A 20,364-nucleotide genomic window follows, 5' to 3' on the forward strand; every position below is an offset into this window, starting at 1 on the left:
ACAATCATCACCCCCCACACTCGAGCCTCGACGGGCTCGCCCCACGGGAGTATCACAGACGGTCAAGAGAGGACCAAACCCTGAACAGAGCTAACTAATAAACGCGGACTTCAAGGGCAGCAGGTCAGACGCAACGACCTTCGATCAATACTGCAAAATGAGGCTTCGACTTGGTGTTTGCCCAGTCCTTGAGAAATTTCTTTACCTCAACCCGATCAATGCCCATCTCAAACTACTCGCCACTAAATTGAATAACCCACCTATGACATTGGCCGATGAGCAAGTCGATGAGTGTAAGGCGAAGAGTCTCAAAAACGGTCGGTTCTGAGCTTCTCAATTGCTTCCATTCCACGTGAAATCCTGGCCCATATATCACTGTTAACAGGATTATCATTAACCCCTATCGAAACTTACTAACCATCCTGTTACGCTTCTCACGAGTTTTGAGAAGGAGAATGCATGAAGGTAGGCTAGCTTGGGTCCACCGCGTTTTGCATGTTCTATTTTTGCACATAGCTGGAGAACTTCATGCTCTGGAGCCTTGGCCTTCGAGTGGTATTCATCCAGTTTGCTGACTTCTTCAAGCGCATGTCCCCATTACTTGGGTAAGTCTTTGCCCGAAACAAGCTGGTCGCCTGCCAGGTGCGCTGGTGTTCCACAAAGTCGCTCCACCACGGCCTGGTGTGCCAAATCATCCGACCGCAGCACTGCTACTTCAACGGCATCGTAGCCTTCAGGTGTCTTGAGTTTGGCTAGCAAGTCGTCTTGTTCTTCGGCCCAGTTGACAACAAGCTGAACAGCCTTGGCGTAGCTGACATCACCACATGGCATCTGCCACTTTGAGATGCCCAATAACTCCCGAAACTGGTCTGGTACACGGCGCTGGTAGTAGTATCTGCCACGGTCGATCTTTAGGTATTTTAGCTTCTTCTCACTGGGCATTTGTATCGAAAATCGGCCTGATTGTATCGAAAAATAGGGCTTTCAGCGCCCTCAATAGAGGGAAAGTATATAAAAATCAACTGTGTAGAGTGAATGGTGGGCGACCCTGGAATCGAACCAGGCGTGCGTCTCCGCGAGGGAGTTACAGTCCCCTGCCACACCTTGCGGCCTGTCGCCCACACAGCGGGAGTGTTGCGCCCGCAGTAAAGGCGTGATTACAAGCGGTGCTGTGAAGCGTCAAGGCGAAATCACACCCTTTTTAGGACATCAAAAGGCAGGATCGGGCGGATGAAAAAACCCAAGTGGGTTGTGCAGAAAGAGCAGGACAAGAAGGCACAAGGTCGCGAAACGGTCTGGCTCTTTGGTCTGCATGCGGTGCGCGATGCGCTGCAGAACCCGGCCCGACAAAAGTTGCGGCTGGTGGTCACGCTCAACGCGCAGGCCAAACTCGCCGAGGCCATTGCCGAAAGCGATATGACGCCTGAGGTTGTGGATCCGCGCCGCTTTTCCGCGCCGCTTGACCCTGGGTCGGTGCACCAGGGGGCGGCGCTTGAGGTGAAACCGCTGGAGTGGGGGCCGCTTGAGCAGGTTTGTATCGGGCCAGCCTCGCCCCGGGTGATCCTGCTCGATCGTGTGACCGATCCGCACAATGTGGGGGCCATTCTACGCTCTGCCGAGGTTCTGGGCGCGTCTGCCGTGATTGGCACGCGGCATCATTCCGCACCGGAGACCGGAGCCTTGGCGAAGACGGCGAGCGGTGCGCTCGAACGGCAGCCCTACGTGCGCGTGCGCAACCTCGCTGACGCCATCACCGATTTGCAGGCCATGGGATATCTGGTGCTGGGTCTCGACGGGGAGGCCGATCAGACGATCGAGGACGCGCTTGAGGGCAAACGGGAGCGGCCAGTGGCGCTGGTGTTGGGCGCTGAGGGTCCAGGCCTGCGCGCCAAGACCAAGGAGACGGTCGATGCACTTGTGCGGATTGACGCGCGGGGCGGATTCGGGTCGCTCAACGTCTCGAATGCGGCGGCAATAGCCTTATATGCGAGTAGACCAGTGGGCTGACCTGCCCGAGCGAGAGGGGCGAGATGGCCCAGACGACAAAAATTGCGACTTGCTGCTATTGCGGCACCCGGGCAGCACTGACACTGGGCCGGAACCGGCATGAGTTGGCCTGTTCTCGTTGTGGGGCGCCGCTGCACGAGATGAAACGTCTGCCGGAGCATCATCCGGGCAAGGTGGAGCTCGTGCGCCCCTCGGCAATCCGCCAAAGCGCGGCTGATCAGCACCGTGTCAAATACAAGAAGACCAAGAAACGACATAAGCCGCAGAAGAAGCGCAAAGGGCTGATGCGCCAACTGTTCGAGGAAGCCTTTGACGTCATTGAGGATATCTTTGATTGAACCCGCTTGGTTTTTATCCGCAAGGCAAGACACACTTGGGGCTATCGACGTGAACACTACGCGTCCTCAATTGAAGGATCTTTGCACCTGCCCTCTCTTCGAAGAGGGCTGTACCAAACGACACTGACGTTCGAGCGGAGGCAAGCCGGGCGGCCCCCCCTCACCGCAGGCGTTTTGCAAAGATGATCTTGTCGTCGCCGTCGGCCCAGAACCCTCTGATCTTGGCCTCTGTGGCGTAGCTGTTCTTCGCATAGAACCGGCGCGTGTCATCAAAGGCCTCTGTCCCTGATGTGTCCACGATCAGCAGCCTGTACCCCATGCCGTGTAATCTCGGGCAGATCGGCCAGGTCAGCGACCTGCGCGTCCTGAATCTCGATGGATGTCATTTTTTTAACTCCTTCAGCGATTGTCGAGTTGTGCCCGCACGGCGGTGATCCCGGCCCGTGTCGCGCGGTAGGGCTGGCCCCGTTTCGACTTGATGAAACCGCGCTTTTTAAGGCGGTCGAACAGAGGCAGAGTGCAGTCGGTCAGGACGTGGCCGTCGCGTGTGACGCAAAAGACCTTGTGGACTTTGCCGTTGGGCAGCCGTTCAAAGTGGATTGCACCACCCTGGGCCAGCGCGTGCAGAACACGCTGTTCGTGTTTTGAGATGTTCACTGGAATGTCTCATGAGCTTATGTCAGCAGATCAGGCGCCCGGCCTCGCGCGCGGACGTCCCTTTGGCTCAATGTGGTCCAGCTCTCTGGACCTCAGCGCCGGGTCTCTGTCGTAGACATAAAAGCTCCATCGTCCGCTTAGATCTGCGGGGCGTAGGCATGATTTAGGGGGTCTACCGTGTCATGGCAAGTCAGGGTGATCTGCGCGCGGCAGGGCAGGGCGATCCCGTGTCTTGCGGGTCACGAGGGCATCGGCGGCGCTCAGCAGGCCCGCAGGGTGATCCGACCGGTGATGCATTCGTGATCCGAGAGCGGTGTTCCGTCGGGGTCCATTGCGGCCACAATTGCGCCATCTGCGCCGTGCAGACCGCGGTGACAAAACCAGTCGAGCTTCATCTTGCGGTCCGGATGCGGGGTGATATGGCTGGGCCGGGTGGTTGTGCCCTCGGGGGTCATCGACCAGTCGTAGCCCTGCGCTTCCGCCAGTGCAAAAAGCGTCTCTTTGCGCCAGTCAAACTCCGGCGGCATGTGATTGCCGGTGTTGAGGTCGCCGCCGATCAGCACTGGCATATCCCCTGCAAAGGCCTCGACCTCAACCAGCAGCCGGGCAAACTCTGCGTGCCGATGTGGTGCTTGCGCATTGCTCTCCAGATGGGTTGAGACCACACAGATTGGCCCGCCCTCGGTCGGCAGCACCGCCGCCACCGCCATGCGCCCTCCCATGCGCGGCTGGCCCGTGTCGCCTGCACCGCCGGTGAACCAATGGCCTTCCCTGTCCAACCGGATCAGGGTCAGCCGTTCAAACGGGACAGCGGAGAGGATGCCATTGCCGTGCCAGCCGCTCTCGTTGAAATCGTCTTTGCAAAAGTGCCGTTCCGTCTCGCCTCCGAGGTCCATCTCGTAGAACTCCACGCCAAAGGCATAGTGCATGCCCAAGGCCTCGGCCATCGCGGCAGGGGTGTTGCGCTGGCCTGTGCGCGCCATGCCGCTGTCGACCTCGCTGACCAGCGCGACTTGTACGCTGTGGCTTTGCAACAGAGCCGCGCTCTTCTCGGGATAGAGGCAGCGTTCGAGGTTCCAGGCGGCCACAGTGATGTCTGCAGGCAGGCGGGTCCTGGGGCTACCACCGCCCACTTCAAGGCCGGTCATCGCAGGGATGTCCCGCATTAGCTTCGCGTGGGCGTCAGAGGTGCGCGCGCTGCTGAAGATCGCCGCGCGTTGGCTCTCCGTCACGTCCTGCAGCCGATCATAGAGTTGTGTCACAAGCGGCGCCCGGCCTCAGCATCAAAGAAATGCACGGCCCCGGGCTTCAAAGCGATCTTAGTGGGCCCGGTGCTGGCGGGTTCGTCCTTGTTCAAGCTGACCGAGAACGGCTGCCCGCTGAGCTGCCCATGCAGCAACCGATGCGCGCCCAGTTCCTCGACAATATCAACTTCGAAGGGCAGGGGCCCGCTTGGGTCCAGCGCCACGTCCTCGGGGCGGATGCCGATCTGGATTTTGCCGGTCTGGCTTGGGGCCCCGGCGCCATTCAGCGACAGCCCGCCATCCAGCGTCGCCTGTTGCCCGTCGCTGGTGCCGGTGAAAATGTTCATTGGTGGCGCGCCCATGAAACTCGCCACAAAGGTCGAGGCGGGCTGGCTGTAGATCTCGGCGGGTGTGCCGATCTGCTCGATCCGGCCCGCGTTCAGCACGATGATGCGGTCGGCGAGCGTCATCGCCTCGACCTGATCGTGGGTCACATACATGGCCGTCACGCCGAGACGTTGTTGCAGGGCGCGGATCTCGATGCGCATCTGGTTGCGCAGCTTGGCGTCGAGGTTCGACAGCGGCTCGTCAAAGAGGAACAGTTCAGGCGAGCGTACGATGGCACGGCCCATGGCCACCCGCTGCCGCTGGCCACCCGAGAGCTGGCTGGGGCGCCGGTTGAGGTAGTCTTCGAGGTTCAGCATCTTGGCGGCCTCAGCCACCTTCTGCGCAATCTCAGTTTTGGGGAGGCCACGGTTCTTTAACCCGTAGCCCATGTTCTTGGCTACGGTCATATGCGGGTAGAGCGCGTAGTTCTGGAACACCATGGCGATGTTGCGATTGGCCGGTTCCACGTCGTTCATCACAGTGTCACCGATGTGCAGTGTGCCGTCGGTGATCTCTTCCAGCCCGGCGACCATGCGCAGAAGCGTGGACTTGCCACAGCCCGAGGGGCCCACCAGCACCACCAATTCCCCATCGGGGATGTCCACATGGCAGGGCTCGACCGCCTCCACGCCATTGGGATAGACCTTGCGCACCCCGTCCAGTTTTACCTTTGCCATGAAACTGGCTCCTTACTTATCGGATTCTGTGAGGCCCTTGACGAACCAGCTTTGGAAGAACACCACCACCAGCACGGGAGGTGTCATGGCGATGATCGCAAGCGCTGCGGCCTCACCATATTCGGGGGTTGTGGAGCCATCGGAATAGGCCTGCATGATCTGGCGGATGCCACGCACCAGAGTGAAGAGGCTCTCATCCGTGGTGATCAGCGTGGGCCAGAGGTACTGGTTCCAGCCGAAGACAAACATGATGATGAACATCGCCGCGATCATGGTCTGGCTGAGCGGCACGAGGATATCGATGAAGAATTTCACCGGCCCCGCGCCATCAATGCGCGCTGCCTCAATCAACTCCTCAGGCACGGACATGAAGAACTGCCGGAAGAAAAACGTCGCCGTGGCTGAGGCGATGAGCGGCACGATTAGCCCGGTATAGGTGTTGCCGAGGTTCATCCAGGTGATCACCTCGTAGGAGGGCAGAATGCGCACCTCCAGCGGCAGGAGAAGCGTGGTGAAGATCATCCAGAACGCCAGCGTGGCAAAGCGCAGGCGGAAGTAGACGATGGCATAGGCCGCCATCATACCCACGATGATCTTGCCGATGGCAAAGCCGATCCCGAGGATCAGCGAGTTGGCGAGCATCGTCACGCCATTCACGCTGTCGGTGAAGCCGCCGTATTCAAAGAGGGCCGCGTTGTAATTGTTCGCCATATCGTCGGAGAAGCCGAACTGCAGGCCCTCGCGGTGCAGGGTGATGTCATTCCAGCTCGACGAGGCGAAGATCATATAGACCGGCACCAGCATCAGCAGGGCGCCTGCAATCAGGATGGCGTGGTCGCCCACAGCCTCCCATTTGATCCGCTTGGCGGGGTGGGCGGTGGATTGGGCTGCAATCCGGCTTTCGGTGATATCTGCCATGAGCCTGCCTCCTTACGTGTAGTGAATGCGGCGTTCCAGAAAGCGGAACTGCACGACGGTGAGGATGAGGACGAGCACCATGAGCACCACGGATTGCGCAGAGGAGCCGCCCAGATCGCCGCCCCGGAAGCCATCGACAAAGACCCGGTAGACGAGGGTCATCGGGTTGTTGCCCGGCTCCCCCTTCACGATCGTGTCGACGATGCCGAAGGTGTCGAAAAGCGCGTAGGTGATGTTGATGATTAGCAGGAAAAAGCCGGTCGGCGCCAGCAGCGGGAAGGTGATGTCCCAGAACCGGCTGGTCCCCGATGCGTTGTCGATCATCGCCGCTTCGCGTACCGATCTCGGGATCGCCTGCAGGCCTGAGAGGAAGAAGATGAAGTTCACCGGGATCTGCTTCCAGATCGACACGGTGATCATCGCGGCGGCGGTATCCCAGTAGTTCACGCCGAGGCGGTAGTCGTAGCCGAAGGTCGACAGCAACTGCGTGATGTTTCCGCGTGACTGATCAAAAAGCATCACGCCCATCAGCCCGGCCACGGGCGGGGCGATGGCATAGACCCACATCAGCAGCGTGCGGTAGGTTTTGGCCCCGCGGATCACCTTATCGGCCTTCACGGCGAGCAAGAGCGCGATGGCCAGTGAGAAGAAGGTGACGAGCGTCGTGAAGATCACCGTGAACCAGAAGCTGGAGAGATACGTGCGTGACGTGGTCAGCCGCGTGTAGTTGTCCACGCCCACATAGGTCGAGCCAAAGCCAAAGGGATCTTGCAGGTAAAAGGAGGATTGGATGGCGTAGCCCGCAGGCCAATAGAAGAAGATGGCGATGATCACCAATTGCGGGATCAACAGCAGGATCGGAAAGCCGATCTGTCCGAAGGCGGCGCGTTTCACGGGTTGGTCCCCCCCTACCCAGTTGTAAATGCAACGATGGCCCGGCATATGCCGGGCCACCGCTCAAGTCGAGGGCTTAGCCTTGGGTGCGCGCGAAACGCGACAGCAGGTCGTTGGCTTCGGTTTCGATGTTCTCGAAGGCCTCGTCGACCGAGGCTTCGCCAGTCAGGATGCGACCATACTCACGGTTCATCACGTCCCGGATCTGCACGTAGAAACCCATACGATAGCCGCGTGTGAAGTCACCACCGGGCAGGCTGAGCTGTTGGATGCCGACTTCGGCAGCCGGGAACTCCTCGTAGTGCCCCTGCTTGGCCGCGAGTTCATAAGCCGCTTCGGTGATCGGAACATAGCCGGTTTCCTTGTGCCACATGACTTGCGTATCTGCCGAGGCGAGGAAGTCGAAGAAGGCCGCAGCTGCCGCATTCTCTGCATCGTCGTGACCGGACATGGCAAAGAGCGCCGCACCGCCGATGAAGGTCTGCGTTGGTTCGGTTGTCACGGCTTCCCAGTAGGGCAGCATGGTCGCGGAGAAGTTGAACTCCACACGGTCCTGAATGCCGCCAAAGGAACCGGATGAGCCCAGCCACATGGCCACCTTGCCGGATTCAAACGGATCCTGGTTGTCGGACCAGCCGGTGCCATACCATTCAAAGAGGCCCGCCTCTTTCCACTCGGTCAGGGCCGTGAAATGCGCCTTGATCGCCGGATGGTTCACCATGATCTCGGTGTCGTTGCCGGTGTAGCCATTGTCATTTGACGCAAACTGCAGGTTGTGGCGCGAGAAGAAGTTCTCGGTGAAGATCCAAGGCAGGTGCGACTGGCTCAGCGGGATGTAGCCTGCTTCTTTCAGCGCGGGGCCAGTGACTTCGGCAAACTCTTCCCAGGTTTTGGGGGCGGTCACGCCAGCTGCATCAAGTGCGTCCTGGTTGTAGTACATGATGGGTGTGGAGGAGTTGAACGGCATGCCGATCATCTTGCCATCCGCATCCGCATAGAAATAGCGCACGCCCGCGATGTAGTCGTTGATGTCGAAGTCGAGCTTGTTCTGCTCCAGCAGGTCTTCCACGGGAATAACCGCGCCCGCGGCACCGATCACGGTGGCCGCACCAGCGTCGAAGACCTGAATGATGTTGGGCTGCTCGCCGGCCCGGAAGGCCGCGATGCCTGCGGTCAGCGTTTCTTCATACGACCCTTTGAAGACAGGCGTGATCTTGTAGTCATCCTGGCTGGCGTTGAAATCCTTCGCCACCTGGTTCACGGTTTCCCCAAGTTGGCCGCCCATCGCGTGCCAGAAGGTAATCTCTGTTTCCGCAAAGCTCCCCGTGGCTGTGAGGCCAAACGCTGCTGTCGCAGCAATTTTTATGATTTTCATGTCTTTCTCCCAAAGCCCATGTCGTTGCGCAAGACGCGCGTTCAGGTGTCCTGCGACCCGCCAGCGCGGCGCAGTGTTCATGTGCGGCAGCCAACGGTGTACCCCAGACGATAGCCGCCTGTTGCCATGGTAGCAACGGCGTTGATTCTGGCCCCGCACAGGCGCCCAGCTAAAGACTTCGGATGACAGTTATATGACGGGCCGGAGCGCTCTTTTTGCACTTCGCGCTGCGCGTGTGGTCTGCGGTGACATTCTGTGCGCCTGTGCGGCCCAACGGGTGCCACTGCTTAAAATTTTAGTGAACTTTGCAGTGTTTTCGAGTGGCGATTGCGGGGGTCATTAACGGCTTGGCTGTCTCACGCCCGTAGTCTGGCAATAGAAATTCTTCGATTCAAATACCTCTGAGAAAGCGACGGTGACATGCGGCGATTGATGCTTCAATTGAGTGCACTTCTTTTCATTCTGGCGGGCTGTGGCGAGACCATTCCGAAGGGGGAGACGCCCCGCATTCTCGCCATGGGCGACTCGATGATGGCCTGGCATGCCGGTGATGATCAGGGCATCGCCGATGGTGTCGAACAGATGCTGCGCGAGCCGGTCATCGATCGGTCCGTGGCGGGCGCGCGCGTGCTTTATCATCTGCCGATCACGGGCGCGATGGGCATGAACATCTCCAAACAATATGTGCCCGGCAACTGGGACTGGGTCATCATCAACGGCGGCGGCAACGATCTGTGGCTGGGGTGCGGATGCAGAAGATGCGACAAAAAGATGAACCGCATGCTCACAGCGGACGGCCAGCAGGGCGAGATCGCCAAGATGGTCCGCCGGATCAGGGCAGCGGGCGCACAGGTCATCTATGTGGGCTATCTGCGCAGCCCCGGTGTGAATTCCATCATTGAACACTGCCGGAACGAGGGGAACGAGTTGGAGCGGCGTCTGGGGCAAATGGCCAAGGCGGATCGCGGGGTGCACTTTGTCTCTCTGCAAGATCTGGTGCCGCATGGTGACCGGTCTTACCACGGGCTTGATCGCATTCACCCGTCCAAGAAGGCGAGTGCGGCCATTGCGCGCCGGATCGTGAACGTCATCGACGGCTAGAGCCGGGCAGAGGGCAGGCGGGTCTGGCCGATCTGGGCGAGTGTCAGGCTGACCTCCTGCATGATCAGATCCCAAAACCGCGCCAGCCCGGCTTCGCCACCGGCGGCTATGGCGAATTGCAGCGCGCGGCCAAAGAACACGAAATCGGCACCCATGGTGTAGGCTTTGACCACATCCTCGCCTGACCGCAACCCGCTGTCGTAGAACAGCGGATAGTCCGGGCCCAAGGCCTCGCGTATGGCGCGCAGGGCCAAGATCGGCGGTGGGGCTGAATCAAGCTGTCTGCTGCCGTGGCTGGACACCTGAATGGCGTCGACACCCCCGGCCTTCAATCGCTCCGCATCCCCCACATGGCTCACACCCTTGGCGACCAGGTGACCGTCCCACTGATCCCGAAGACGGTGCAGAAAGTCCCAATCGGCGGCGGCACGGCTCTCTGTCCGGTCGAAGTCAAAGCCTGGCATCTTGAAATTCGCCAACTCCGGCGCGCCCGCCAGCAAGGTGGAGATGGACCAGCGCGGGTGCAGCGCAAAGTCGAGGAACTGGGCCGGGCCAATCCGGAAGGGCATCTTGAACCCCCGCCGCAATTCCCGCGGCCGCCGCCCGACCTCGGGCACGTCCAGCGTCATCACAAGGGTCTTGTAGCCCGCCGCCTTCGCGCGCTCGACCAGCTTGGTGGTGCCGGTGCCGTCGCCGCTGAAATAGAGCTGGAACCAGGCGTGGCCCTCGGCCTCCTCGATGATCCGCTCCATCGCGGTTGAGGCGACAGTCGACACCCCGTGCGGCACCTGATACCTCGCGGCAATCCGCGCCAGCATCAGATCTGCACCCGGGCCCGAGAGGTTGCACAGGCCCATGGGGCTGATGCCGAAAGGCGCGCGGCCCGCGTGCCCGAAAACCGGCACGCTCAGATCGCGCTGGGCCACATTGACCAACACGCGCGGCTGCAGTTCGATCTCACGCAGGGCGGCGAGATTGCGCGCTTCCGCAACACCCTCACCCGCCGCCCCGTCGATATAGTCGAACACCATCCACGGCAGCCGACGGCGCGCCTCCCGTCGCGCGTCGGCATAAGAGTGGATGGCGTTCGCCCCTCCCAAGGGGATCAGGCCTGCACCGCTTTCATGAAGCGGTCACGGATCACCACTGGGTCGATGGTGATCACGGGCATCTTGGCGTTGCCGCTGTCACATTTCACCACCATGATCGTCATCTCACCGCTGTCGAGCGCCTCTTGCAGCACAGCGCCAGTATCCACATCCTGGCATTCCACCACCCGCTCGCAACCACAGGCCTCGGCCACTTTCGCCAGCGAGGTCTTCTTGCCGGTGTAGGTCGGTTGATCGCCGGTGGAGCCATAGGATCCATTGTCGATGATCATCAGAATGTAGTTCTTGGCCACATTGTTTGCGATGGTCGGCAGCGTGCCCATGTTGGTCAGGATGGAGCCGTCGCCGTCGATCACCACCACCGGTTTCGGTTGCGCCAGCGCCAGCCCCAGCCCGATGGAGGAGGCGAGCCCCATGGTGCCCAGCATGTAGAAATTGCTGGGCTGGTCGTCGATGGCGTGCAGCTCCTGACTGGGAATGCCGATGTTGCAGACCACCAGCTGGTGGCGCAGGATCGGGGCGATCTCTTTCAGAATCTCGGAACGGATCATTGGTCGCCATAGCCTCCCCAGAAGGACGCATCCGTTAGGATCGCCACAGGTTTGTTGCACATGAAGGTGTAGTTCAGGATTTCCGGCAGCTCGTCGGCGTCCGCTTCCTTGTGGAAGTGGTAGGTCGGGATCAGGAGCTGGTCGAGCAGCGCCTTGGTGTGCACCGCCATCTCCACCTGGCAGGCGACCGGCTCGCGCAGCTCCCCCCGGTAGGAGATCAGCATCGGCAGCGGCATCCGGTAGAACTGTGTCAGTGTCACCAACGTGTTGATCGTCACCCCGATGGCGGTGTTCTGCATGATGATCATGGGTTTCTTGCCGCCCATGAAGGCCCCGGCGCAAAGCCCCATGCCCTCATCCTCCTTGTTGGAGGGGATGTGATAGATCTCGGGGCGGGCCTCGACCTCGTCGATGACCCCTGCCAGCTGCTTGCAGGGCACTGTCGTGACGAACTCGATGCCCGCGGCGACGACGTCATCCACGATCTTGCTACTGATGGACACCTATGTCCTCCTTCTGATGAAGCGCTTACTTATCAGCGCTTTGTGAGACGTTTCTAACGTATGACGTAAACGGAGCAGGGCGCGTGGCGCACCACACGGGATGAGGTCGAGCCCAGGAAAAAGTCGCTCAACCCCGGCTTGTGAGAGCCCACGATGATACAGTCAGCACCGATCTTCTTGGCGTACTCCGTCAGCGCCTGGCCGGGTGAGCCGTGCAGCATCACCGGTTCCACATCTGGCGTGTCCGCAACGCGGGCTTTCAGCTTTTCTTGCGCCGCATCAATGGCTTGTCGCATCACATCTTCGGCGACATAGGCGTTGACAGTGCTATTGGGGGTCTCATGCACATGCACGGCGTGGATCTCGCCGTCATCGCCCTTGAGATGCCGCGCCATGGCCAAAGCCTCCTGGCTGATTCCATGATCGAGGGCGAGCGAGACAATGATTTTCTTGTGCATGGTGGCTGTCCTTTGTGCAGAGTTTGGTGGAACCTCAAGTTTCCGCTGGCCCGTGTTCCGGCGTCAACACGATTTTGGGGGCTGCAACGCGACCGGCCCGAATGTCCTGAAACGCGGCGTGGCCGTGCGACAAAGGCCGCTTTTCGACCCAGTCGAGCTGTCCGAGGCGCCCATCAAAGATCGCGGCCGCCGTGTCGGTAAAATCCTGTGCTGTATACGTGTAAGTCCCGATAAAGGTGATTTCCTGCAGCGTCATCCGGCGGATATCGAGGCCGCCGTTCGCTTCGCCCAGGCCGATATGCACGATCACCCCGCCCGGGCGCGCCAGGGCGCTGGCGCTGGCGCGGGTGCCCGCATATCCGACGCCGTCGACCACGATATCGGCGGAGCCCGGGGCGGGCATCGCGGGCTCACCTGGAGCACAGACTTCAAAGCCAGCCACATCGGCAAGGCGCGCGCGCCGGGTCTCATTCGGCTCGACCAGCGTGATGTCGTCTGCCCCTTGGGCTGCCAGCGACAGAGCGGCACCCACGCCAATCGCACCGCCGCCGATCACCACCGCCCGGGCGCCGGAGAGCGTGCCACCCAATGTCGTGCGCCCCAGCCGCACCCCGTGCCACCCGCAGGCAATCGGCTCAGCCAAGGCGGCTTTGGCCAAGGGCACGTGATCCGGCACGGTGATCAGGTTGTGCCGTGGCATCGCCACGTAGTCGGCAAAGGCTCCTTCGCGTGGTGGCATGGAGATGATCTGGCGTCGCTGGCACAGGTTTTCGCGATGGCTGTTGCAAAAATCGCAGGTTTGGCATGCAACCAGGGGGTTGATTGTGACGCGCCGCCCGTCCTCCGGCCCGCCGACCACAACCCCGGCGGCCTCATGCCCAAGTGTCAGAGGGGCAGGGCGGCGATCATCATGCCCAAGATAAGCATGCATGTCCGAGCCGCAGATGCCGGAGGCTTCGATGCGGACCAGCACCTCGCCGTCACCCACCTGCGGCATCGGGCGGTCCAGATACGTGAGTTCCTGAACCCCGGTGTAGACGAGTGCTTTCATTTGGCTGTGAACCCCCCGTCTACGAACAATGTTTGCCCGGTCACGTAATTGGACGCCGGCGAGCAAAAGAACATCAGCGGGCCGTCGAGGTCTGCGGGTTCGCCGTTGCGCCCGATGCAGGTCTGATCCGCGTTCCGCTGTGCCAGTTCCGCATTGGCAAAGACCGGGCCGGTCAATTCGGTGCGGAAAAAGCCGGGGGCCAGCGCATTCGCGGTGATCCCGTCGCCCGACCACGCCTCAGCCATGGCGCGTGTCATCTGCTCCACCCCGCCTTTTGAGGCGCCATAGGTGATGCCGTTTGCAAAGGCCCGACGGGACTGCAATGAGGCAAAATTCACGATCCGGCCCCAGCCTTTCTCCTTCATGCCCGGCACCAACTGTTGCGCCAGAAAGAACGGTGCGGCGAGGTTCAGGTTCAGCGTCACGTCCCAGCCCTCATCGGTCACCTCATCCGCGTGTTGTCGGGTGTTGATGCCCGCCGCGTTGATCAGGATGTCCACCGGCCCAAACGGAGCAGTAACCGCCACGGCGATGCCGCGCAGAGCCGTACGGTCCGACAGGTCCGCCGCCACGGTCGCCGTCTTGCCATCTGTCTCTTGCTGCCATTCCGACAGCTGATCTGCCCGCCGGGCCAGCCCGACCACCCGGGCACCGGCCTCGGCCAGTACCTGGGCTGCTCGCCGTCCGAGGCCGCTGCTGGCCCCGGTCACACAGGCGGTCTTGCCCGAGACGTCAAACAGCGGCGGCATCCCCGATCAGTCCATCGCCGAGAGGTCGAAGTTCTCTTCGGGGAAGTACTTATGCAGCCGCGCATCCGCCGAGCGTGCGTGCCCCTCCATCCCCTCCAGCCGCGAGATGCGCGCCGTGGCCTCGGCCACAGGCCGGGAGCCTTCGCGTGTGGCCCGCTGCCACGTCACGATCTTCATATATTTGTGTACTGACAGCCCACCGGTGTATTTCGCCGACTGCGACGTTGGCAGCACATGGTTCGTGCCGGAGGCCTTGTCGCCAAAGGCCACCGTTGTCTCTTCGCCGAGGAAGAGCGAGCCATAACATTGCAGCCTTTCCAGCCACCACTCAAGGTCATCCGCCTGCACGGTCAGGTGCTCGGGCGCATAGTCGTCGGAACAGGCGGCCATTTCTTCGCGGTTCGGGCAGAGGATCACCTCGGCATAGTCGCGCCAGGCCGCTTCCGCATTGGCACGGTTCAGCTCTGGCAGATCAGCGATCAGCTTTGGTACAATCTCCATCACTTTCTCCGCAAGCGGGCGGTCATCGGTCACCAGCCATACGGGTGAGTTATACCCGTGCTCGGCCTGGCCCACGAGGTCAGTCGCCACAATGAACGGGTCTGCCCCCTTGTCGGCCAGGATCAGGCTGTCGGTTGGCCCCGCGATCATGTCGATGCCGACGCGCCCGAAGAGGATGCGCTTGGCCTCCGCCACGAACTGGTTGCCGGGTCCCACGAGTATATCGGCCTTGGGCAAACCAAAAAGCCCAAAGGTCATCGCCGCGACGCCCTGCACGCCACCCATCGACAGGATTTTGTCCGCACCACAAAGGTCCGCCGCATAGATGATCGCAGGTGCGATGCCTTCGCCAGCGCGAGGCGGTGAGCAGGCCACGATGTGCCGGCATCCAGCCACTTTCGCCGTTGTCACCGTCATGATCGCGCTTGCGATATGGCTATAGCGCCCGCCCGGCACATAGCAGCCCGCTGCTCGGCAGGGGATGGCCTTTTGGCCTGCGATCAGCCCCGGCACGACCTCAAGCTCCACTTCGCTCATGGTCGATTTTTGCACCTCGGCAAAACGGCGCACATTGTCATGGGCAAAGGCGATGTCGTCCTTCAGCTTCTGCGACACCAACACGGACGCGGCGGCGATCTCCTCCTCCCCAAGGATCACACTGCCCTGATAGTTATCAAACTTCTGGGCGTATTTCAGCGCCGCCGCGTCCCCTCCGGATTCGATATCGTTCAGGATGCCCTGCACGGTCTCGCGCACATCACCCGCATCCGTCATTGCAGTCTTTTCGGCTTTTTTCAGATACTCTCGCGTCATGGCAGGGGTCCTATTTCGCAATCCTGATCAATTTGAAGTCTGAGTTCGTTTTGCCAGTCTGCCCGAAGCTGTCCGCGCAGACCATCATCTGCGCGCTTTGGGCAATGTGCAACGTTCTCAGAGTGGGGATCGCGCTGGCCTTGCGTCCCTGCTCATAAAGATATGTAAGCGCTTACAAAACTGGATGCAAGTCAAAAATGCACGTTTTGTTTCAGTAGGTTATTCTAGTTCAGTCGAAAACCTATGGGCCTTCCCGAGCGAAACTGTCATAAATACAGGAATGACCAAAATATCCGCTCCCACCCTCGAAGATGTCGCGCGCCTGGCCGGTGTGTCGACGGCCAGCATATCCCGCGCGTTGAACGACCCCGACAAGGTTGCCAAACCAACCCGCGACAAGATCGAAGCGGCGATTGAAGCCTTGGGCTACACCCCGAATTTCGGAGGGCGGGCGCTGGCCTCGAACCGCACAAACACCGTCGGCGCTGTTGTTCCGACCATGGCCAACGCCATGTTCGCCAGTGGCCTGCAGGCGTTTCAGGAGGTGTTGTCAGAGGCAGGTGTGAACCTTCTTCTGGCCACCACCGGCTACGATTCTGAACAGGAGCTGCGCCAGATCAAGGCGTTGATGGCCCATGGCGCGGATGGGCTTATGCTGATCGGCGATGCGCGCCCCCAAAGCACCCGCGACTTTCTGGAAAAGCGCCGGATCCCGCATGTGATCTCCTGGTGCTTTCAGCCCGACGCATCGCCGATTCATGTGGGCTTTGACAATCGAGCCGCCTGCTACGCGGCGACGCAACATGTGCTGGAACTGGGGCATCGCCGCATCGCGATGATCTGTGGCGTGCGCCAGGGCAATGACCGTGCCGCTGACCGGTTCGATGGTGTGTCGGCTGCCATTGATGATTTCGGACAGGGGGCCGCGATGGTCAGGGCGGTGGATGCCCAATACCGGTTGGAGTTCGGTGGCGATGCTTTTGAGAAAATTATGTCGCAATCGCCGCGCCCCACGGCGATCATATGCGGCAATGATGTGCTGGCTGCCGGTGCGCTCAAACGCGCGCGGGAGCTTGGCATCGATGTGCCGGGTGATGTGTCGCTGGTCGGCTTTGATGACATTGGTCTTGCCTCGGTCGTGACCCCGGCGCTCGCCACCGTCCGTGTCCCGCAGATCGAGATGGGGCGGGAGGCGGCACGCCTGCTTTTGGCCCGGCTTAGCGGAGAGGAGGGCGGTGGTCCGGTTGAACTGCATACCGAATTCATGCCGCGTGCGTCACTGGCTCCACCTGCGCAAGCTGTCGATCAACCCGAGCCGTAACCTGTTTGGCCGCGGCCTCTTTCACGGGGCCGTAGCCGCGGATCTCAAGCGGCGCGGCGAGCACATTGGCAACAGTCTCTTGCGCACCAGCCTGCCAGAGGGCGGGCACCTGCACCAACACACCTTCAAACCAGAGGATCAAATCCCGTTCGATCCTGCGCTCCTGCTGATATCCGAAGGGGTCCGCCCAGGTCCCACGCAACACCTTCAGGTGCCTGAGTACCGCAAAGGCCCACCCCATCCAGCGCCCAAAGCTGCGTTTTTGCGGTCGCCCACGTGCATCGCGTTGACGAGACAGCAGCGGTGTCGCCAGATGGTAGCGCGGTTTGAGAGGTCCGTCGAACTCCGCCGCGAGCATTTGATGAAAGGCCGGGTCACACTGCAGGCGCGCCACCTCATACTCGTCCTTATAGGCCATCAGCTTGAACAGCGCTTTCGCCGCTGTGATCTGCAGCGCCTCGGGCAGATTCGACAGGGGCGCAAGCGTTTTCTGAAACCGTTCCGCGTATTGCGCAGTCTGATAGGCCGTTAGAAATGCCGCGCGTCTCGCCTTTATCTGGGCCAGCGACTGCGCAGGTTCGGGCGGGTCAAGAGGCAACCGCTCTGGCGCGCCCGCCAGCACACGCCCACAGGCGAACGCGCGTGCATTCTCCTCAGGTTTCACCCCGTTCAATTCTATCGCGCGCAGCATTGCCTCCAACCCAACCGGCACCAGCCCGCGCTGCCAGGCAAATCCGAGCAGGATCACATTGGCATAGACCGCATCGCCCATCAGCCGCTCTGCCTCTTTGCCTGCGTCGAAGGCCTCCACCGCGCCTGCGCCCACAACCTCGCGGATCGCGGCCTCTCGCGCGTCGACTTGCAGACTCGCGTCGCGGTGCAAAACCAGATCGCCTGTCGGCATCTCTGCGCGGTTCAGCACAACCCGGGTGCCCTTGCGATAGTGCGCGGAGGCCTTGGGCGAGGAGCACACAACCGCGTCGCAGCCAATCACCGCATCCGCTGCACCTGTATCGATGCGAGGCTGCTGCAAAAGATCCGGGCTGTCAGCCAAGCGGACATAGCCCAGCACGGTCCCGAATTTTTGCGCAAATCCGGTGAAGTCCAGCACGCTGGCCCCTTTGCCCTCCAGATGCGCGGCCATGGAAATCAACGCGCCGACGGTAATGACCCCGGTGCCGCCCACGCCCGCCACCAAAAGGTCAAAGGGCGCATCAAGCGCGGGCAGGTCGGGCAGGGGCAGCGGTGCGCTCAGCGCGTCGATGTCGATTGGGGTTTGCGGCGTGGTGCGCCTGCGCGCGCCCTCCAACGTGACAAAGCTTGGGCAGAAACCGTTCAGGCAAGAGAAGTCGGCGTTGCAACTGGATTGATTGATCTGGCGTTTGCTCCCAAATTCGGTCTCAACCGGTTCGACACTCAGGCAGTTGCTCTCGACCGAACAATCCCCGCACCCCTCGCAGACCAGCTCATTGATCATCACGACGCGATTCGCTTCGGGCAGCTGCCCGCGCTTGCGTTTGCGCCGCTTTTCCGTGGCGCACATCTGCTCGTAGATCAGGACAGAGACGCCCGGCACCTCCCGCAGCTCGCGCTGGAGCTTGTCCATTTCCGATCTTGAATGCAGGCTAGTCCCAGGCGGGAGGTTACTGGCTTGAAACTTATCAATATTATCCGACACAAGGGCTATTCGACCCACACCCTCGGCGCGGCAGCTCTGCGCGATCCCCTGCACCGACACCGGGCCATCGACCGGCTGCCCGCCCGTCATCGCCACGGCGTCGTTGTATAAAATCTTATAGGTGATATTCGCGCCCGCCGCCACCGCTTGCCGGATGGCCAGCGCGCCCGAATGATACCAGGTGCCTTCGCCAAGGTTCTGGAAGATGTGCTTGCCGCCGTTGAACATTGACTGGGTGATCCAGGGCACGCCCTCACCACCCATTTGAGCATAACCAACGGTCTCGCGGTCCATCCAACTGGCCATCACGTGACAGCCGATGCCGCTGGCCGCCTGCGACCCCTCAGGCACCTTGGTGGAACTGTTGTGCGGACACCCAGAGCAGAAATACGGCGTCCGCGTGGCCCCCTCGATCCGCAGCACCGGCGGCGCCTCCCGCGTCAACGCCGCGGCCTTTTCAATGAACCCTTCGTCCGGGAAAAACTGCGCTAGCCGCCCCGCGATCAGCGGCAGCAACAGGCGGGGCGACAGCTCGCCCGTCCAGGGCACAAGCGGGCGCATGACTTCATCGTATTTGCCGACCATCCGTGCTGGTTTGCGTCCTGGCCAGTCGTAGAAATGCTCCTTGAACTGGCTTTCGATGATGCCGCGTTTCTCTTCGATCACCATGACCTCGCGCTTGCCTGTCACAAAATCGAGTGCTGCGTGATGCGCCAGCGGCCAGACCATTCCAACCTTGTAAATGTCGATGCCCAGGGCGCGACAGCGGGTTTCGTCCAAGCCCAGCAGTCGCAGCGCCTCCATCAGGTCCAGATGCCCTTTGCCCGTGGTCACGAAGCCGAACCGCGCGTTTGCCAGACCGTAGAGCGCGCGATCAATCGGGTTGGCCTCGGCAAAGGCCTGCACCGCATCCAGCTTGGCCCTGATGCGGGTCTCAATCGCCGGCGAGGGCAGGTCGGCCAGTCGCACATGCAGCCCGCCGGGTGGCGCGGTGAAATCAGGCTGGCGAAACACCCTGTCTGGTATCAGGTCAACTGATTGCCCGCTCTCCACCGTCTCCGAGACCGCTTTGAACCCGACCCATGTGCCCGAAAATCGGGAGAGCGCGAAGCCATAGGCGCCAAACGCCTGATACTCCGCGACGCTTGCAGGGTTCAGCGTGGGCATGAACCAGGCCATGAAGGCCACGTCGGACTGGTGCGGCATGGAGGAGGACACGCAGCCATGGTCATCGCCCGCCACCACAAGCACGCCCCCCTTTGGCGCGGAGCCATAGGCGTTGCCATGTTTCAACGCGTCGCCCGACCGGTCGACCCCGGGGCCTTTCCCGTACCACATGGAGAACACGCCTTCGACCGTGCAGGCCGGGTCCAGGCTGGCCTGCTGCGCGCCGAGCACGGCCGTTGCAGCCAAATCCTCGTTGACCGCAGGCAGAAACCGGATGTCTTTGGCGCGCAGCAAGTCTGCGCCGCGCCACATCTCCTGATCCACACCGCCCAGTGGTGACCCCCGGTAGCCTGACACCAGCCCCGCTGTGCGCAGTCCTGCCGCCCGGTCTCGCCTGGCCTGGTCGAGCATGATCCGCACAAGCGCTTGTGTGCCGGTCAGAAACACCCGGCCCGTTGTTTTGGTATAGCGGTCGTCCAGCGCATAGCTGCGGTCGGTCTGCGGGTGCTGGCTCATCGGTCTTCTCCGGCTGGTCTCCCACCCTATGATACCGCCCTGCGGTGGTAATTGATGCGAATAAGGGGTGGTTCAGCAATTTTGTGAGCAGAATATCTCATCAATGGTCTATTGGTGAAAAATCCTGCCAAGTCGACGGCGCAACCTGTCTGACGGCACCTCTTGACAACAAGCCGCCACGGTTTTCTCTGGGGCCTGCATATTTTGGCAAGGAGAGAGCCCATGATGAAGACGCGCGCGGCTGTTGCGGTTGCTGCTGGGAAGCCTTTGGAAGTTATGGAGGTGAACCTGGAGGGCCCGCGGGCGGGCGAGGTTCTGGTGGAGATCAAGGCGACGGGCCTGTGCCACA

Annotated in this window: 20 protein-coding genes, 1 tRNA gene and 1 pseudogene; 5 read left to right on the forward strand and 17 right to left on the reverse strand. The window is 61.2% G+C overall.

The annotated features are described in order from the left end of the window. Positions 1-597: 597 nt before the first annotated feature. Positions 598-942 (reverse strand): hypothetical protein, encoded by a 345-nt coding sequence (locus tag So717_RS21665; RefSeq protein WP_159981311.1) that lies wholly within the window; start codon positions 940-942, stop codon positions 598-600. A 94-nt stretch (positions 943-1,036) separates the two neighbouring features. Beyond that, positions 1,037-1,120 (reverse strand) — tRNA-Tyr (locus tag So717_RS21670). A gap of 110 nt (positions 1,121-1,230) precedes the next feature. Here So717_RS21670 and rlmB point away from each other — a divergent pair. Next, entirely contained in the window at positions 1,231-2,007 is a 777-nt protein-coding gene (gene rlmB / locus So717_RS21675; RefSeq protein ID WP_159981313.1) for a 23S rRNA (guanosine(2251)-2'-O)-methyltransferase RlmB, read from the forward strand. A 23-nt stretch (positions 2,008-2,030) separates the two neighbouring features. Continuing rightward, positions 2,031-2,345, forward strand: a complete 315-nt coding sequence (locus So717_RS21680; RefSeq protein ID WP_159981315.1) for a hypothetical protein — start codon at positions 2,031-2,033, stop codon at positions 2,343-2,345. Between the two features lie 160 nt (positions 2,346-2,505). On the opposite strand, the gene So717_RS21685 is transcribed toward So717_RS21680, so the two are convergent. The 7 genes from So717_RS21685 to So717_RS21715 form a co-directional block, all read right to left on the reverse strand. Further along, positions 2,506-2,664, reverse strand: a complete 159-nt coding sequence (locus tag So717_RS21685) for a hypothetical protein (RefSeq protein ID WP_159981317.1) — start codon at positions 2,662-2,664, stop codon at positions 2,506-2,508. An 80-nt stretch (positions 2,665-2,744) separates the two neighbouring features. Continuing rightward, positions 2,745-3,002, reverse strand: a complete 258-nt coding sequence (locus So717_RS21690) for a YjhX family toxin (RefSeq protein ID WP_159981319.1) — start codon at positions 3,000-3,002, stop codon at positions 2,745-2,747. A gap of 260 nt (positions 3,003-3,262) precedes the next feature. Continuing rightward, positions 3,263-4,264, reverse strand: coding sequence for an endonuclease/exonuclease/phosphatase family protein (locus So717_RS21695; protein ID WP_159981321.1), 1,002 nt, complete (start codon positions 4,262-4,264; stop codon positions 3,263-3,265). Next, on the reverse strand, positions 4,261-5,310 hold the full coding sequence (gene ugpC, locus So717_RS21700) for a sn-glycerol-3-phosphate ABC transporter ATP-binding protein UgpC (protein ID WP_159981323.1): 1,050 nt from the start codon (positions 5,308-5,310) through the stop codon (positions 4,261-4,263). The genes So717_RS21695 and ugpC overlap by 4 nt, the downstream gene beginning before the upstream one ends. Positions 5,311-5,322: 12 nt before the next feature. Beyond that, the gene (locus So717_RS21705) at positions 5,323-6,228 is read right to left on the reverse strand and encodes an ABC transporter permease subunit (RefSeq protein WP_159981325.1); all 906 of its coding nucleotides are present in this window, start codon (positions 6,226-6,228) and stop codon (positions 5,323-5,325) included. 12 nt (positions 6,229-6,240) lie between these two features. Beyond that, positions 6,241-7,122, reverse strand: a complete 882-nt coding sequence (locus So717_RS21710; RefSeq protein ID WP_238841188.1) for an ABC transporter permease subunit — start codon at positions 7,120-7,122, stop codon at positions 6,241-6,243. Between the two features lie 76 nt (positions 7,123-7,198). Continuing rightward, positions 7,199-8,497, reverse strand: a complete 1,299-nt coding sequence (locus tag So717_RS21715) for an extracellular solute-binding protein (protein ID WP_159981329.1) — start codon at positions 8,495-8,497, stop codon at positions 7,199-7,201. Positions 8,498-8,929: 432 nt separating this feature from the next. On the opposite strand from So717_RS21715, the gene So717_RS21720 reads away from it, so the two are divergent. Continuing rightward, the gene (locus tag So717_RS21720) at positions 8,930-9,598 is read left to right on the forward strand and encodes an SGNH/GDSL hydrolase family protein (protein ID WP_238841190.1); all 669 of its coding nucleotides are present in this window, start codon (positions 8,930-8,932) and stop codon (positions 9,596-9,598) included. On the opposite strand, the gene So717_RS21725 is transcribed toward So717_RS21720, so the two are convergent. The 7 genes from So717_RS21725 to hisD are packed head-to-tail and all read right to left on the reverse strand — an operon-like array spanning position 9,595 to position 15,333. Further along, positions 9,595-10,698: an alpha-hydroxy acid oxidase gene (locus So717_RS21725; RefSeq protein WP_159981333.1), complete on the reverse strand. Its 1,104-nt coding sequence runs from the start codon at positions 10,696-10,698 to the stop codon at positions 9,595-9,597. The two genes, So717_RS21720 and So717_RS21725, sit on opposite strands and share 4 nt — an antisense overlap. 5 nt (positions 10,699-10,703) lie before the next feature. Then, positions 10,704-11,258 carry a sulfopyruvate decarboxylase subunit beta gene (comE, locus tag So717_RS21730; RefSeq protein ID WP_159981335.1) on the reverse strand — a complete coding sequence of 185 codons (555 nt, stop codon included), beginning with the start codon at positions 11,256-11,258 and terminating at the stop codon, positions 10,704-10,706. After that, the gene (gene comD, locus So717_RS21735; RefSeq protein ID WP_159981337.1) at positions 11,255-11,761 is read right to left on the reverse strand and encodes a sulfopyruvate decarboxylase subunit alpha; all 507 of its coding nucleotides are present in this window, start codon (positions 11,759-11,761) and stop codon (positions 11,255-11,257) included. The genes comE and comD overlap by 4 nt, the downstream gene beginning before the upstream one ends. 53 nt (positions 11,762-11,814) lie before the next feature. Then, positions 11,815-12,219 (reverse strand): universal stress protein, encoded by a 405-nt coding sequence (locus tag So717_RS21740; protein ID WP_159981339.1) that lies wholly within the window; start codon positions 12,217-12,219, stop codon positions 11,815-11,817. A 34-nt stretch (positions 12,220-12,253) separates the two neighbouring features. Continuing rightward, the gene (locus tag So717_RS21745; protein WP_159981341.1) at positions 12,254-13,270 is read right to left on the reverse strand and encodes an alcohol dehydrogenase catalytic domain-containing protein; all 1,017 of its coding nucleotides are present in this window, start codon (positions 13,268-13,270) and stop codon (positions 12,254-12,256) included. Further along, positions 13,267-14,019, reverse strand: coding sequence for an SDR family NAD(P)-dependent oxidoreductase (locus So717_RS21750; RefSeq protein WP_159981343.1), 753 nt, complete (start codon positions 14,017-14,019; stop codon positions 13,267-13,269). The genes So717_RS21745 and So717_RS21750 overlap by 4 nt, the downstream gene beginning before the upstream one ends. A gap of 6 nt (positions 14,020-14,025) precedes the next feature. Beyond that, positions 14,026-15,333, reverse strand: coding sequence for a histidinol dehydrogenase (hisD, locus tag So717_RS21755; protein WP_159981345.1), 1,308 nt, complete (start codon positions 15,331-15,333; stop codon positions 14,026-14,028). A 280-nt stretch (positions 15,334-15,613) separates the two neighbouring features. Here hisD and So717_RS21760 point away from each other — a divergent pair, with 280 nt between their 5' ends. Further along, positions 15,614-16,654 (forward strand): LacI family DNA-binding transcriptional regulator, encoded by a 1,041-nt coding sequence (locus So717_RS21760; protein WP_159981347.1) that lies wholly within the window; start codon positions 15,614-15,616, stop codon positions 16,652-16,654. On the opposite strand, the gene So717_RS21765 is transcribed toward So717_RS21760, so the two are convergent. Next, positions 16,596-20,015, reverse strand: coding sequence for an indolepyruvate ferredoxin oxidoreductase family protein (locus So717_RS21765; RefSeq protein WP_159981349.1), 3,420 nt, complete (start codon positions 20,013-20,015; stop codon positions 16,596-16,598). The genes So717_RS21760 and So717_RS21765 overlap by 59 nt on opposite strands. Before the next feature lie 225 nt (positions 20,016-20,240). Here So717_RS21765 and So717_RS21770 point away from each other — a divergent pair. After that, positions 20,241-20,364: pseudogene (locus So717_RS21770) on the forward strand (S-(hydroxymethyl)glutathione dehydrogenase); the annotation flags it as partial.

The sequence above is a fragment of the Roseobacter cerasinus genome, from assembly GCF_009811755.1.
GTDB classification, from domain to species: Bacteria; Pseudomonadota; Alphaproteobacteria; order Rhodobacterales; family Rhodobacteraceae; genus Roseobacter; species Roseobacter cerasinus.

Bases quoted from the DNA above. Each gene is read 5' to 3' on its own strand.
- So717_RS21665 (WP_159981311.1), bottom strand. From the start codon at position 942: ATGCCCAGTGAGAAGAAGCTAAAATACCTAAAGATCGACCGTGGCAGA.
- rlmB (WP_159981313.1), top strand. From the start codon at position 1,231: ATGAAAAAACCCAAGTGGGTTGTGCAGAAAGAGCAGGACAAGAAGGCA.
- So717_RS21680 (WP_159981315.1), top strand. From the start codon at position 2,031: ATGGCCCAGACGACAAAAATTGCGACTTGCTGCTATTGCGGCACCCGG.
- So717_RS21685 (WP_159981317.1), bottom strand. From the start codon at position 2,664: ATGGGGTACAGGCTGCTGATCGTGGACACATCAGGGACAGAGGCCTTT.
- ugpC (WP_159981323.1), bottom strand. From the start codon at position 5,310: ATGGCAAAGGTAAAACTGGACGGGGTGCGCAAGGTCTATCCCAATGGC.
- So717_RS21705 (WP_159981325.1), bottom strand. From the start codon at position 6,228: ATGGCAGATATCACCGAAAGCCGGATTGCAGCCCAATCCACCGCCCAC.
- So717_RS21715 (WP_159981329.1), bottom strand. From the start codon at position 8,497: ATGAAAATCATAAAAATTGCTGCGACAGCAGCGTTTGGCCTCACAGCC.
- So717_RS21720 (WP_238841190.1), top strand. From the start codon at position 8,930: ATGCTTCAATTGAGTGCACTTCTTTTCATTCTGGCGGGCTGTGGCGAG.
- comE (WP_159981335.1), bottom strand. From the start codon at position 11,258: ATGATCCGTTCCGAGATTCTGAAAGAGATCGCCCCGATCCTGCGCCAC.
- So717_RS21740 (WP_159981339.1), bottom strand. From the start codon at position 12,219: ATGCACAAGAAAATCATTGTCTCGCTCGCCCTCGATCATGGAATCAGC.
- So717_RS21745 (WP_159981341.1), bottom strand. From the start codon at position 13,270: ATGAAAGCACTCGTCTACACCGGGGTTCAGGAACTCACGTATCTGGAC.
- So717_RS21750 (WP_159981343.1), bottom strand. From the start codon at position 14,019: ATGCCGCCGCTGTTTGACGTCTCGGGCAAGACCGCCTGTGTGACCGGG.
- hisD (WP_159981345.1), bottom strand. From the start codon at position 15,333: ATGACGCGAGAGTATCTGAAAAAAGCCGAAAAGACTGCAATGACGGAT.
- So717_RS21760 (WP_159981347.1), top strand. From the start codon at position 15,614: ATGACCAAAATATCCGCTCCCACCCTCGAAGATGTCGCGCGCCTGGCC.
- So717_RS21765 (WP_159981349.1), bottom strand. From the start codon at position 20,015: ATGAGCCAGCACCCGCAGACCGACCGCAGCTATGCGCTGGACGACCGC.